At 68.9% G+C, this 13,563-nt stretch carries 13 protein-coding genes and 2 pseudogenes; 7 read left to right on the top strand and 8 right to left on the bottom strand.

The window, feature by feature from the left end:
• Positions 1-732 (top strand): DUF402 domain-containing protein (locus GJ629_RS09340; protein WP_157512728.1); only part of this gene is annotated, 732 nt, incomplete at its 5' end.
• On the opposite strand, the gene GJ629_RS17080 is transcribed toward GJ629_RS09340, so the two are convergent.
• Complete coding sequence (locus GJ629_RS17080; RefSeq protein ID WP_231754573.1) at positions 733-1,179, bottom strand: hypothetical protein; 447 nt, start codon at positions 1,177-1,179, stop codon at positions 733-735.
• Positions 1,176-2,207 (bottom strand): LVIVD repeat-containing protein, encoded by a 1,032-nt coding sequence (locus GJ629_RS09335; RefSeq protein ID WP_231754572.1) that lies wholly within the window; start codon positions 2,205-2,207, stop codon positions 1,176-1,178. Before GJ629_RS09335 ends, GJ629_RS17080 begins: the two co-directional genes overlap by 4 nt.
• A gap of 81 nt (positions 2,208-2,288) precedes the next feature.
• Here GJ629_RS09335 and GJ629_RS09330 point away from each other — a divergent pair, with 81 nt between their 5' ends.
• Complete coding sequence (locus GJ629_RS09330) at positions 2,289-2,696, top strand: hypothetical protein (protein ID WP_157512729.1); 408 nt, start codon at positions 2,289-2,291, stop codon at positions 2,694-2,696.
• 97 nt (positions 2,697-2,793) lie between these two features.
• On the opposite strand, the gene GJ629_RS09325 is transcribed toward GJ629_RS09330, so the two are convergent.
• Positions 2,794-3,384, bottom strand: a complete 591-nt coding sequence (locus GJ629_RS09325) for an LURP-one-related/scramblase family protein (protein WP_157512727.1) — start codon at positions 3,382-3,384, stop codon at positions 2,794-2,796.
• A 122-nt stretch (positions 3,385-3,506) separates the two neighbouring features.
• Here GJ629_RS09325 and GJ629_RS09320 point away from each other — a divergent pair, with 122 nt between their 5' ends.
• The gene (locus tag GJ629_RS09320) at positions 3,507-4,583 is read left to right on the top strand and encodes a Brp/Blh family beta-carotene 15,15'-dioxygenase (RefSeq protein WP_157512726.1); all 1,077 of its coding nucleotides are present in this window, start codon (positions 3,507-3,509) and stop codon (positions 4,581-4,583) included.
• A pseudogene (locus GJ629_RS09315) lies at positions 4,580-6,135 on the top strand (phytoene desaturase family protein). The gene GJ629_RS09320 and the pseudogene GJ629_RS09315 overlap by 4 nt, the downstream one beginning before the upstream one ends.
• 79 nt (positions 6,136-6,214) lie before the next feature.
• Here the strand turns inward: GJ629_RS09315 and GJ629_RS09310 are convergent.
• Positions 6,215-6,832 carry a hypothetical protein gene (locus tag GJ629_RS09310; RefSeq protein WP_157512725.1) on the bottom strand — a complete coding sequence of 206 codons (618 nt, stop codon included), beginning with the start codon at positions 6,830-6,832 and terminating at the stop codon, positions 6,215-6,217.
• A gap of 86 nt (positions 6,833-6,918) precedes the next feature.
• Here GJ629_RS09310 and uvrA point away from each other — a divergent pair.
• Positions 6,919-9,907, top strand: a pseudogene (gene uvrA / locus GJ629_RS09305) (excinuclease ABC subunit UvrA).
• 6 nt (positions 9,908-9,913) lie between these two features.
• On the opposite strand, the gene GJ629_RS09300 reads toward uvrA, so the two are convergent.
• The 4 genes from GJ629_RS09300 to GJ629_RS09285 are packed head-to-tail and all read right to left on the bottom strand — an operon-like array spanning position 9,914 to position 11,802.
• Positions 9,914-10,417 carry a metalloprotease family protein gene (locus GJ629_RS09300; RefSeq protein WP_157512724.1) on the bottom strand — a complete coding sequence of 168 codons (504 nt, stop codon included), beginning with the start codon at positions 10,415-10,417 and terminating at the stop codon, positions 9,914-9,916.
• A 50-nt stretch (positions 10,418-10,467) separates the two neighbouring features.
• Positions 10,468-10,839: a hypothetical protein gene (locus tag GJ629_RS09295; RefSeq protein ID WP_157512723.1), complete on the bottom strand. Its 372-nt coding sequence runs from the start codon at positions 10,837-10,839 to the stop codon at positions 10,468-10,470.
• Positions 10,840-10,876: 37 nt separating this feature from the next.
• The gene (locus tag GJ629_RS09290) at positions 10,877-11,260 is read right to left on the bottom strand and encodes a hypothetical protein (protein WP_157512722.1); all 384 of its coding nucleotides are present in this window, start codon (positions 11,258-11,260) and stop codon (positions 10,877-10,879) included.
• A 23-nt stretch (positions 11,261-11,283) separates the two neighbouring features.
• A complete protein-coding gene (locus GJ629_RS09285; RefSeq protein ID WP_157512721.1) occupies positions 11,284-11,802 on the bottom strand; it encodes a hypothetical protein in 519 nt (172 codons plus the stop codon).
• Positions 11,803-11,890: 88 nt separating this feature from the next.
• On the opposite strand from GJ629_RS09285, the gene GJ629_RS09280 reads away from it, so the two are divergent.
• Together GJ629_RS09280 and GJ629_RS09275 are read left to right on the top strand one after the other, a co-directional pair.
• Positions 11,891-12,331, top strand: coding sequence for a hypothetical protein (locus tag GJ629_RS09280; RefSeq protein WP_157512720.1), 441 nt, complete (start codon positions 11,891-11,893; stop codon positions 12,329-12,331).
• A 26-nt stretch (positions 12,332-12,357) separates the two neighbouring features.
• On the top strand, positions 12,358-13,563 hold a 1,206-nt coding region (locus GJ629_RS09275), incomplete at its 3' end, for a folylpolyglutamate synthase/dihydrofolate synthase family protein (protein WP_197428524.1).

The following is a 13,563-nucleotide window of genomic DNA, read 5'->3' as shown; positions in this document are numbered from 1 at the left end:
GAGTCCGTCGAGGACGCGCTATCGGCGGCGGGGTCGGTAGCGGAGACGCCGCGGACGGTCAAGGAAGGGACGCCGACGGCGTGGGTGTGGTTCGGCCGCGAGTCGCGGTTCGCGCTGGACGACGTCCGGTCGGCGGTGACGACGACGATGCCCGGCCACCACCGGATCAAGGCCGGCGACCGCGCCGCGAGCGCCGCCGTCGACTTCGTCGAGGCGGTGTGTGAGGGCGGCGACGGGTTCCCCTTCGAGGCCGTGACGCGACAGTTCGGGCCGACGGCGGGCGACCGAGTCGCCATCGACCACGGCAAGCCCGACGGGCGGTGTATCCGCCTCGGTCGCGGCGAAGTCGTCGAGTACGACCCCGAGGGGACCGTCCGCATCGAGCGCGAGATGTCGCCCGGCGGGAGCTACGACGCCCTCGGCGTCGAGCGACGGGCCGGCGACGTGGCCCGGACGAAACTCACGGAGGGGAAGTGGTGGTACCCGACGGTCTACCGCAGCGCCGAGGGGGACGTGCGCGGGACTTACGTCAACGTCTGTACCCCAGTGGAGATATTCCCCTCGGCGGTCCGGTACGTCGACCTCCACGTCGACGTGGTCAAACACGGAGACGGGACGGTCGAACGGGTCGACGACGACGAACTCGACGCGGCCGTCGACGCCGGCGACGTGCCCGAGAAACTGGCCGAGAAGGCGCGGTCGGTGGCCGGGGCCGTCGAGAGCGCGCTCTGATCAGTCCTGTCCGTCGCGGCGGCGGGCGTACCACGCACCCGCCCCCAGTGCCGATAGCGCCGCCAGCGGTCCGAAGCCGGGACCGTCACCGCTGGCCGTCGACTCGCTCCCGTCGTCCGCGTCTTCCTCGGGGGCGGGCGTGTCGGTTGCGGTGGCGTCTCCACCGGAAACGGTCGTCGTCTCCGCGGGAGGGGCAGCGGTCGTTGTCGTGTCGGGAGCGGCGGTCGTCGTCTCGCCCCCCGCCGAGTCAGTCGTGCCGGCGTCCGCCGGGAAGGTGAACAGCGACCCGGTGTCGGCGCTCGGCGAGCGCTCGGTTCCGGCGTTCGACGCGACGAAGACGTCGTTGTCGGGCACGTACTGAGCGGTGAAAAACGAGGTCGACTGCCGGTCCGCCCACGCAGACACCTCCGTCGGGTTCGCGGGGTCGGAGACATCGTGGACCGTCACGCCGCCGCGGTACCAAGAGGCATACAGGCGGTCGCCGGCGAAGTCGAAGTTGTGGGCAGTCGTCCAGACGCGCCGTAGGTCGGGTTCTCGGTCGGCGGGGGGTCGATCCGCCCGCGGGCCTCTGGCTCCGTCGGCGTCGAGATGTCGTACAGGTCGATGCCGCCGGGCCCGCCGACGTGGTCGTCCGAGGGGTCGTCCCACGCTTCGGCACCGACGCCCAACAGCGCCGCGTCCTCGTCGACGGTGACGTAGTGGTCGTTGCCGGGCGTCTGGAGGTACTCCCGTGACAGTTCTCGCCGGCCGATATCGGCGAGTTCGGCGGCCGACCGGCCCCGGACCTGCCCGACAGCCGTCATCGCGGTCGGATCGCTCACGTCGACGATCCACGTGCCGGCGTCCCAGTGGGCTAGATACGCCCGGTCGCCGTGGACGGTCACGTCGTGGAGGACGCGCAACTGCGAGGAAACGTCGGCCCACGCGCTGTCGTAGTCCGGCAGCGACCACTCGCCGGCGGTCGTCGGGTCCTCGCCGACGTCGACGGCGACCAGCGGGTTCGTCGACCCGTTGTTCCCGGTGAGGTACGCGACCCCGTCGACGAAGTCGAGGTTGTGAATCGGGTGTGTCGTCGGGTGGACGGCGACCTGCTGTGGGTCGGCGGGGTCGCGCACGTCGTAGACGACGAACCCGTTGAACACCCTGTTGTTCGTGTTCGCCGGCCCGGCGACGACCAGTCGGTCACCGTCGACGGCGAGGTCGTAGACGCCGCGCATCGGCCCGTCGTCGCGGTCTGCCAGCAGTCCGCGCCGTTCGGCCAGTACCGTCGGGTCGGCCGGGTCGGCCACGTCGACGGCCGCGAACCCGTCGATGGTCGACACGTACGCGGTCGTCCCGTCGACGACGGCGTCCAGCGTCCCGGGAAGCGAGACGGAGCCGAGCGGCCCGAAAGTGTCCGATTGTGCGGCGGTGCGACCGACCGCGGCGGTGCCGAGGAGGGCGGCCGAGGAGGCGAGGAACGTTCGGCGGCGCATACCGGCACAACGGACGGCGCGTCCCTATGCGTTTCGACCCCCGTGAACACATTCAAATGTCGGTAGATGGTAGCAATACACATGGCTATCGACGACTCCCAAGGAGATCCGACAGCGCTCGACGAGACGGAACGGCAAGCGCTCCACCGTATCACCCTCGGAACAGAGTGGCTCCGGCGCGCTCACGGCCGCCTGCTGTCCTTTCATCACAACACCGGCCACGCGATGGACCACTTCGCGGCGGCCGAACAGCTACTGGATGAGGCGGGCTACGAGGACCTCGCGGCGGCGATTCGCACCCAACACCTCCCCAGCGGCGTCGTCGGCGACCGGTGGTCCTACGACGTCGTCGAGACGTTCGAGGAGGGCGTGCTGGCGGACATCGAGGCCTTCGAGGACGAGGCCCGCGAGGAGATAGCCGACGGGCGCAACCACGTCGCCGAGCGAGTACAGGAGCAGGCCTGGAGAGAGCGGGCCACGGAGGAGTAGTCCCCCGGCGGGTCGAGCGGCCGGACACGAGCGCACTCAGCGGGACGGCCGGCACCGCTCACCCCGGAGACGGAGGACATCTCTCGGGGCGGTCGCGCTAGTTCCCCTGAATCGCGTCGATGACCATCGCGGCGGCGACGACCGGTTCCTTGGGCACGTCGCTGGTATCGTCGAGAGTGATCTCGTAGCGGTCCTTCAGCGAGAACTGCCCCTCGATGTTGCCGACGTGGTCGCCGTCGACATCGGTTATCTCGTACTTGTGGGGGATCCAGCCGCCGAACGGGACGAGGTTGCGAGCCATCGTGACGAGCGCACCGCGGGAGGTTATCTCGGCTATCTTCGCCTCCGTGCGGGCGTCCCTGATCTTCCACGTGTCTTGGAAGATGGAGTAGTCGTTGTCGAGAATCACGAGGTCCTCGCCGGTCACCGCGTCCGTGAGGACGTAGTTGCCGGCGACGTCGATGATCCCGCCCGCCTTGACGGTGAACACCTCGTTGCCGTCGGCGTCGACGAACGGGAACTGCTCTTTCATCTTGAACAGCTTCTGTTTGCCCCGCAGGAGGACGTTTCCGGAGTCGTCCATCGCCTTGTACTTGTTGCGGATCAGCGCCTGCTCGACGGTGAAACGGGTGCCCGAGAGGTCCAGCCCCTCGATCCGGTAGTCGTCGGCTGTTCGGTCCGTGCTCATACACGACCACTCGGGGGACAGCCACTTCAAACGGGAGGCAGTGGTACGCGACGCGAAACGGGTACTTAAAGAGAGCCAACTTTGGGGCCGGTGTGGGTGGGGCTGGACTCCAACAGTCCGATATGGCTGTCGGGAACGAAACCGCGATACGGGAGCGCCTCGTGCCGGACGATATCAGCGGCGTTCCGCTGGAACTGTCGCGAGCAGCACTGCTTGTGTTGACCGTCGCGTTCCTCGGGATACGGCTCGCGGACGTGACGGTACCGCTGACAGTACAGGCGGGCGTCTACCTGCTGGGGATGGTCGCGATGAACCTCCCCCACGGCGGCTTCGAACACGTCGACAACCTCCGCCGCCGGGCACTTGCCTTCCAAGGCAGATACGTCGCGCTGTACCTCGGGGCCATCGGCGCGTTCGTCGGCCTCTTCTTCCTCGCGCCGGTCGCCGGGCTGGCGCTGGCCTGCGGCGTCGCCGTGGCGAAGGGCGGCCACGGCGGCCTGCGGGTGATGGACGCGACGTACGGGTCCGGTCACATCCAGAGCCGACTCCAACGAATCCTCGCGGCGGCCGTCCGCGGCGGCACGGTGATGGTCGTTCCGCTGGTCGCGTGGCCCGATACCTTCCACAGTTTCAGCGCCATCATGGTGAACATCTTCGAACCCGGCGGACTGGCGGCCGTCAGCTCCTACTTCGAGGTGACGCGGCCGCTGTTCGCCGGCGGGTTCGCACTGCTGGTGGCCGCCCATCTCGGCCTCGGCTACTGGCGCGGGGGCGACACCCGGTCGTTCCGCGTCGACGCCGCCGAGACGCTGTTGCTGGTGGCGTACTTCGTGGCCGTCCCCGTTGTCGTCGCCGTCGGCCTGTACTTCCCGCTGTGGTACTCGACGCGACAGGTCGCCCGGACCGCCGAAGTCGACGCCGAACCGGCCGACGACAGCGGCGGCCTGCTGGCACCGCTCGAAGCCGACGACCCGCGGTTGGCAGCGCTGGGCGCGTGGGGCGTGATGCTCGCCGGAGCCGTCGTGACGGGCGCGCTCGCGGCCGGCCTGTGGGTCCTCTCGCCGATGCCGCTGGGCGGGGCCGGTCTGCTGATCGGTCTCGTCGCGTTCTGGAGCATCTTCGTCTCCATCATCGCGCTCCCGCACGTCGTCGTCGGGTCGTGGCTCGACCGTGAGCGCGGCATCTGGTACGTCCCATGATCGAGGGGAGTCCACTCACCGGCGCGGACGTGGCCGTCGTCGGCGGCGGGTTCGGCGGTCTCTCGGCGGCGTCGTACCTCGCAGACGCCGGCGCGGACGTGACGCTGCTTGAGCGAAACGACCGCCTCGGCGGCGCCGCCAACGTCATCGAGGACGAGGGGTTCCGCTTCGACACCGGTCCCTCGTGGTACCTGATGCCCGACGTCTTCGAGCGCTTCTTCGGTCACTTCGACCGGGAGCCGACCGACTACTACGAGTTGACGCGGCTGGACCCCCAGTATCGGGTGTTCTTCGACGACGACCCGCCCGCGGCCGCGGGACAGGCGCCCGGCGACCACGGCGAGTACGTCGACGTGACCACCGACACCGACCAGATCAGGCAGTTGTTCGCCGCATACGAGGACGACGGCGGCGCGGCCTTCGACGACTACCTCGCGGAGGCCGAACACACCTACGAGGTGGGGATGGAGCAGTTCGTCTACGAGGACCGCTCGCGGTTCAGAGACCTGCTTGACCCCGCCGTCGTCCGGTGTGGCCCGGGACTGACGCTGCTGGGGTCGATGCAGGACCACGTCGAGAGCTACGTCGACAGCCGCCGCCTCCAGCAGTTGCTCCAGTACACGCTGGTATTCCTGGGCGGGTCGCCACACAACACCCCCGCGCTGTACAACCTGATGGCCCACGTCGACTACAACCTCGGCGTCTACTACCCCGAGGGTGGCATCTTTGGCGTCGTGCAGGCCTTGGCGACGCTGAACCGCGAACTCGGCACCACGATACGGACCGGCGCCGAGGTGACGGCGATAGACCCGCTTGCGGAGGGCATCGCCGTCGAGACGGACGGCGACTACCGGCAGTTCGACGCCGTCGTCGCCAACGCCAACCCCGCCCACGTCGAACAGGACCTGCTCGCCTCCGTCGACGGCAGCGGCTGGGACGACCAGACCTACGCGCCCTCGGCGCTCATGTTCTATCTCGCGTCGAGGGCGAGGTGGACCCGCTTGAACACCACACGCTCGTCTTCCCCGAGGACTGGGACCCCCACTTCGAGTCCATCTTCGAGGATCCCGAGTGGCCCGAGGACCCGGCGTACTACCTCTCGGTCGCCTCGAAGACCGACGACACGGTCGCGCCAGAGGGTCACCACGCGGTCGTCATCCTCCTCCCGATAGCGCCCGGCTTGGACGACGGGCCGGAGGTTCGGGAGCAGTACCGCGACCGACTGCTGACCCATCTGGCCGAGACGACCGGCGTCGACCTCCGGGATCGCATCGTCCTCGAACACAGCGCCTGCGTCAGCGAGTTCGCCGACCGGTATCACTACCCGCAGGGGTCGGCGCTGGGGCTGGCACACACCCTCCGGCAGACCGGGCCGCTCCGCCCCTCACACTACAGCGACGTCGACGGCCTCTACTACACCGGGAGTTACGTCGAGCCCGGTATCGGGATGCCGATGACGCTCATCTCCGGCGAACACGCCGCCGAAGCGGTCGTCGAGGACTGGACCGGGAGCGGATCGATCCGGTCGATGCTTCCCGGGGTTGGGGACTGATCAGCCGCCGATCACGTTGCTCAACACCAACAGGCCCAGATTCCGATAGGACGGTCCGCTACCTCCGAAGGTAGCGCGTTCACTCCCCGGCGACGAGGTTCTCCAGCACGCTGGCGTCGTCGTGAACGTGGACCAGATGGAGGAACGTCTCTATCTCGTCCCACAGTGGCACCTCGTGGTCGGTGCCGGCGGTGGCGTGGCCGACGACCGACTCGTAGTCCTCGCGGAACGCGACCATAGCCTCGCGCCCGTCGGCGTAGGAGTGGACCGTCCCGTAGCCGAAGGCCCGGAGCCCTTGGCAGGCGTCACCGCTGACGATAGGATCGCGCTCGGGGTGGAGCCGGCCGTACAGTTCCCAGACCATCGAGGCCGTGACGAACTGTTCCTCCCAGTCGGGGTCGTAGCTGTCGGCGTCGCGGATCTCGGCGATGAAGGCGGCGAAGTCCTCGACGGACTCCCACGAGCGGCGGATCATCGAGGGGCCGCCGACGACCGCGCCGCGGAACGTAGAAGAGGACCACAGCGTCTCGAAGGTTCGGTCGGTCGGGTTGTCGACGAACGCCTCGACACGCTCTTGGAGGCGGGCCGTGTGCCGATCGGTAGTGAGGTCGAAGTCGGGACCGGTTGCAGTGGTACTGGCGACCGTCCGCCAAGCGTCGAGACGATCGGTCTGCCACGGATCTAGTGACTCGGTCATGGGTGAACTAGGAGACCCGCTGGCTTGAGGCTGTGGCTCTCGGACAACCGACAGGGTTTCCGTGGTCCCGCCCCTGAACGCTGGTAATGACCAGAGACGTCATCGAGGTCCGAGGGGCCGAACAACACAACCTCAAAGACGTCGACGTCGAGATACCGCGGGAGGAACTGACCGTCGTGACGGGGCTGTCCGGGTCGGGGAAGTCCTCGCTCGCGTTCGAGACAATCTACGCCGAGGGTCAGCGCCGCTACATCGAGTCGCTGTCGGCCTACGCCCGGAACTTCCTCGGCCAGATGGACAAACCGCAGGTCGAGAACGTCGAGGGCCTCTCGCCCGCCATTTCCATCGACCAGAAGAACGCCGCCAACAACCCCCGCTCGACGGTCGGGACCGTCACCGAACTCCACGACTACCTCCGTCTCCTCTCGCCCGCGTCGGCACCCCCCACTGCCCGGAGTGTGGCCGCGAAGTCGGCGAGCAGTCGGCCGCGAACATGGTCGACCGCATCCTCGAACTCCCCGAGGGGACCCGCGCGAAGATAGCCGCACCCATCGTCCGCGACCAGAAAGGGGCCTTCGAGGACCGCTTTTCGGACCTCGTCAGCGAGGGCTACGCCCGCGTTGAGGTCGACGGCGAGGCCTACGACCTCACGGTGGAGACGCCCGAGTTGGACGAGAACTTCGACCACACTGTCGACATCGTCGTCGACCGCGTGAAAGTCAGCGCCGACGCTCGCTCGCGGATCACCGACTCCGTCGAGACTGCTCTGACAGAGGCCGACGGCGTCCTGAAAGTGATCGTTCCCGACCCGCCGGCCGACGCCGCGGAGACGCTGGGCGGATCCACGGCCCGGTCGACGGGCGACATCGCCGGGTCGGGCGAGAGTGAAGACCACAGCGACCGCGACCGTCTCGTCGTCGAACTCTCCGAGGACCTCGCGTGCACCCACTGCGGGATCGACATCTCCGAGATAGAGACCCGGAGCTTCTCGTTCAACAGCCCCCACGGGGCCTGCCCGGAGTGTGAAGGGCTGGGCGAGACCAAGGAGGTCAGCGAGGACCTCGTGATCAGAGACCCCACCAAACCCCTCAAGAACGTCTTCGAGCCGTGGAGCTACAACCGGACGTACTACTCCCGGCAACTGGACAACGTCGCCGAGCACTTCGGCGTGAGTCTGGAGACACCGTTCGAGGAGATAGACCCGGAGATCCGTCGGCAGTTCCTCTACGGCACCGACGACGTGGTCCACTTCGAGTGGACGACGAAAAACGGGACCCGAGAGAAGACCGAACGCTTCGAGGGCGTCATCCCGAATCTGGAGCGTCGCCACGTCGAAACCGACTCCGACCGGGCCCGCGAACACATCGAGGAGTACATGGCGACGACGACCTGCCCGGCCTGTGAGGGGACGCGGCTCAAGGCCGAGTCGCGGGCCGTCCTCGTCGACGGAACCTCGATCACCGCGGTCAACCGCCTCTCCATCGGCGACGCGCTGGAGCACTTCGAGGGGATGGAAGCCGACCTCAGCGAGCGCGACCGGACGATAGCCGAAGAGATACTCAAGGAGATCCGCGCCCGCCTAGGCTTCATGACCGAGGTCGGGCTGGAGTACCTCACGCTCGACCGCGAGGCCGCGACGCTCTCGGGCGGCGAGAGCCAGCGCATCCGCTTGGCGACCCAGATCGGATCGGGGCTCGTTGGGGTGCTGTACGTACTGGACGAGCCCTCTATCGGCCTCCACCAGCGGGACAACGACCGCCTGCTGAACACCTTGGCGGAGCTGCGGGACCTCGGCAACACCCTGCTCGTGGTCGAACACGACACCGAGACGATGCGCCGGGCGGACACTATCGTCGACATGGGGCCGGGGCCGGGCCGCCGGGGCGGCGAGATAGTCGCGCAGGGCTCGCCCGAGGACATCGTCGACAGCGACCGGTCGTGACGGGGGAGTACCTCTCGGGCGAGCGGACCATCCCCGTCCCCGAACAGCGCCGGGATCCCTCGGGCCACCTCACGGTCCGTGGGGCCCGCCAGCACAACCTCGCCGACCTCGACGTGGACGTGCCGCTGGAGACGTTCACGGCCATCACCGGTGTCTCCGGGTCGGGCAAGTCCACGCTGATGCACGAGGTGCTGTACAAGGGGCTGGTCCGCCGGATGAACGACACCGACGTCAACCCCGGCGACCACGACGACATCGAGGGCATCGAGGACATCGAGACCGTCCGGCTGATCGACCAGTCGCCCATCGGCCGGACCCCGCGCTCGAACCCCGCGACCTACACCGACGTTTTCGACCAGATACGGGAGCTGTTCGCCGAGACGAGCCTCGCCAAACAGCGCGGCTACGAGAAAGGGCGGTTCTCGTTCAACGTCAAGGGCGGGCGGTGTGAGGCCTGTGGCGGGCAGGGGACGGTCACCATCGACATGAACTTCCTCAGCGACGTGGAGGTCCCCTGCGAGGAGTGTGACGGCGCCCGATACAACGGCGAGACGCTCGACGTAACTTACAAGGACGCGACTATCGCCGACGTGCTGGAGATGGAAGTCGACGAGGCCTACGACTTCTTCGAGGGCCACACCGGCATCAGGCGGCGGCTGAAGCTGCTGAAAGACGTCGGACTGGGCTACATGCGACTTGGCCAGCCGTCGACGACGCTCTCGGGCGGGGAGGCCCAGCGCGTGAAACTGGCCGAGGAGCTGGGCAAGCAGGACTCGGGCAACACGCTCTATCTGCTGGACGAACCGACGACGGGCCTCCACCCCGAGGACGAGTCGAAACTGATCGACGTCCTCCACCGCCTCACCGACGACGGCAACACCGTGGTCGTCATCGAGCACGAACTCGACCTCGTGAAAAATGCCGACCACATACTCGACCTCGGGCCGGAGGGCGGGGAACACGGCGGCGAAGTCGTCGCCAGCGGGACCCCCGAGGACGTGGCCCGCACCGAGGCGTCACACACCGGCCGGTACCTCCGGGACCTGTTGCCCGACGTCGAGAAAGAAGGGCCGCGGTCGGGGAACGTCCTCGTCGAGAGCGAACCGGACGCGCCGCGGGCCGACGACGACTGACGGCGGTCACCCGGGGACGGCGCCGCGCGCAGTGAGGACCACGACTGCGGTCCACGCGAACACGAGCAGCCCGGCGACGAACGTCGAGGCCGTCACGGCTCTGATGGGGGCGGCGACGAGGTAGCCGACCGGGCGAAGCCAGCGCGGGAGGGACTTCGACGTCGAGAACAGCGTGGCGGTGTCGGTGTGGCTCGGGAAGGAGGTAAAGCCGAACACGACCGCGAGCCACAGCCACACCGGCCCGCCGGGGACGGCGGCGTGGGCCAGCAGCGCGGCGAGAAAGGCGAGCGTCGAGTTGAGCACGGTCGGCGCGACGGCGATGCTGAGGTCGGCCCCGAACCGTTCGACGGGGTCGTGGACCAGCACCGAGTCCTCGAAGACGCCGATGGACGGCCGTTCGTGGACTCCGACGCCGTGGAGGCGACAGGCCGCGTAGTGGGCGTACTCGTGGGTGAGTATCCCCGGCCCGACCACGAGCGTCACGAGACCGTTGGTCAGTGAACGGGACACGTGGCCGCGAGTTAGTGCCCGACGGGCAATAGTACTGTGTCCGTCGGCCGTCACACCAGTGGAACGGTCGACAGCCCGAGCCACCCGGAGACGAGAAACTCGACAGCGCCGGCGGCGAGGAAGACGGCAAGCTCGAGGGGCCACAGCTGCAGCGTCGAGATAAAGGGCTTGTCCTCGCCGCGTTCGCGCTCGACCCGGACCGTCCGGACCGCCAGCGCGACCAGCAGTATCGTCGGGACGACCAGTCGGTACCGCCCCAGCAGGAACGTGGTCGTCGCGGCCTGGAGGGCGATGCCGGGAGCGCTGTAGAGGAAAAACCGCGGCCGCAACAGGTCGTAGCGCCGGCCGGCGGTGGCGACCATCACGAGGAGGTAGCTCGCGCCCGAGAGCGCCGACAGCGCGAGCAAGGTGGTCGAGACCATACCGGGACGGCGGCGGGCTAGGGGAAGAATCCGTCGCTCAGACCGCCACCAGCAGGCCGTAGCCGACGCCGGTACCGAGGACGCCGAGGAGGCTGGCCTTCGCCGAGAGGACCAGCGAGCGCTTCAGGTCCGTCGAGCGGGCGGCCGAGTCCTCGATTGCCCCCTCCTCGCCGTCGAAGCCGTACTGTCCGGTCATCCCGTAGGCGACACAGAAGCGTTCCCGGGCCTGCAACACGCCGAGCGCGCCGCCGTAGACCAGCACGCCGGTGCCGGCGGCGAAGTCAGGCGGCAGCGACAGCGCCATCGCGGCGAGCGTGTAAACGACGGCGAGGGCGAAGCCGGCGTACCCCAGCCGTCGACGGCTCTCTCGCTCCCGGCCGCCGATGTTGCACGCGCCGGCTTGGTACTGCGAGTCGGACATACACGACCGTAGGGCCGAGAGACTCAAAAACGCCCCGCGATGGCGTCGGTCTGGGAGGCGAGGAGGCCGCCGACGGCTCCGAACGCCGCCGGGACGACGAACCCGCCGAAGACCAGCGAGAACGTCCGGGTCGTAGCGGTGAACTGGTCGATGGAACCTTGGTCGGCGAACGCGAGCGCCGCCGCCATCAACAGGACGTGGCCGACGCCGATCGTCGCGCCGACCTTCGCGGCCTCTATCGGGCGGTCGACGCCCCCGACGCGGGCGACGGTGAGCGCGCCGCCGCCGACGAACAACAGCGAGGAGAGGAGGCCGGCCGCGACCATCGCCAGTAGGAAGAGGTCCGGACCGAGGACGGCGACGACGACGAACCAGATGACGACCAGCGCGTAGATGACCGCGAGCCAACCGAAGCCATCGGCAAAGAGGTCCCCGAAGGTGGCGAGCAGGACCAGCGCGGTCGCGGCGAAGCCGACGAGCCAGCAGCCGCCGCCGACGAGCGCCCCCTGCAAGAGCCGTGATCGGCCCGGTCCGTACGACATATCGGTGACGGAGGCGCGGCGCGGACAAAGGCGTGTCCCATCGCGGGCGTGAGCAACGACTTTGGGGCTGCCGGCCGTCTCCCGGGGTATGGGACCACGTGACCTCGTCGACCGGCTTCCGGCCGACCGGATCCGCCAGCGCCTCCCGAGCGTCTGGGAACCGGCCGACGACAGCGAGCGAGCGCCGGCGGGCGAGGGCCTCGGCGACCCAGAACTGGTCGTGCCCAGCGAGGGCGAGGCAGGAGACGAAGCGGGACCGTTCGAGGACGCGAGCGACGCCGAGTCCGACGAGGACGGCGGGAGTCGGCTCCGGCGGGCGCTGCTTGGCGTCTCCCTCGGGAGCGGCCTCCTCGCGGTCGTGACGGCGGTCGTCTGGCGGGTGCTGGGCCGCGGTGACGAGGCGGAGGAGCCGCCCGCGGAGCCGGCGCCCGAGCGCGAACGGGACGAGGGCGTGGCAGCGCTGGTCGGCCTCGGGTTCGGGCTGGCGGTGGCGGCGCTCCGGCGGCGACTCTCGACTCCGACAAAGTAAAGCGACCGGGAGCGCAGGCCACAGGTATGCAGTTTCACGAGGCCGCGAACTTCCTCTTCGATCTACGACGGTACCCGCCGCGGCCCGGTATCGACGCCACCGAGGCGCTGCTGGCGACAGTGGACGACCCCCACGAGGACCTCAGGGCCGTCCAGATAGCCGGCTCAAACGGCAAGGGCTCGACGGCCCGGATGGTCGAGTCCACGCTCCGGGAGGCCGGGCTCTCGGTCGGGCTGTACACCTCGCCGCATCTGGACGACGTGCGCGAGCGGATCCGCGTCGACGGGCGGAAGATCACCGAAGGCGCGGTCGTCGAGTTCGCCGAAGCCATCCGACCGTACGTCACCGAGCAGGCGGCCGACGGCGAGCCACCCACCTTCTTCGAGACGCTGACGGCGCTGGCGCTGTGGGAGTTCGACCGACAGGACGTCGACGTGGCTGTCCTCGAAGTCGGCATCGGCGGGCGACTCGACGCGACCAGCGTCGTCGACCCCGTCGCCAGCGCGGTGACGAGCGTCACGCTCGAACACACTGACGTACTCGGCGACACCATCGAGGAGATTGCGACCGACAAAGCCCACGTCGCGCCGGCGGACCGTCCCCTCGTGACCGCCACCGAAGGCGCGGCCCGCCAGGCGGTCGAAGACACCGCGGGCGACCTGTGCACCGTCGGCGGCGAGGACGACGACGTGTCAGTTTCCTACGAAGGTATCGAGCGCGCCGAGGGGCAGGTCAACCTCTCGGGCGATGGCTGGTCGGTCGCGGCGTCGCTGCCGCTGGTCGGGCGACATCAGGCGGACAACGCCGGCGTCGCGGCCGCGCTGGTCCGGCAGGTCGCGACCGTCGACGAGGCGACGCTGGCCCGAGGGCTCGGTAACGCCCATTGGCCCGGTCGGTTCGAGGTGATGTCGAGGGACCCGCTGGTCGTCCTCGACGGGGCGCACAACCCCGGGAGTTGCCAGCGAGTCACGGAGACGCTGTCGGCGTTTTCCTTCGAGGACCTCCACGTGGTGGCGGGCGCGATGGTCGACAAGGACCACCGCGGTATCGCGGCGGCGCTCTCGGGCGCCGACCGCGTGGTCGCCTGCCGGCCGGATGTCGGCCGGGCCGAGGACGAGGCGGTCCTCGCTCAGGCGTTCGAGGCCGAGACGGACGCGACCGTCCAGACGCGGGCGGACGTGGCCGGTGCGCTCGCGTCGGTGCTTGCCGAGGCCGACGAGGACGATGCGGTC

The organism is Halapricum sp. CBA1109 (assembly GCF_009741825.1).
Taxonomy (GTDB): domain Archaea; phylum Halobacteriota; class Halobacteria; order Halobacteriales; family Haloarculaceae; genus Halapricum.
Note: the sequence above shows the minus strand (reverse complement) of the source record. Positions and strands in the feature narration are given on the sequence as shown.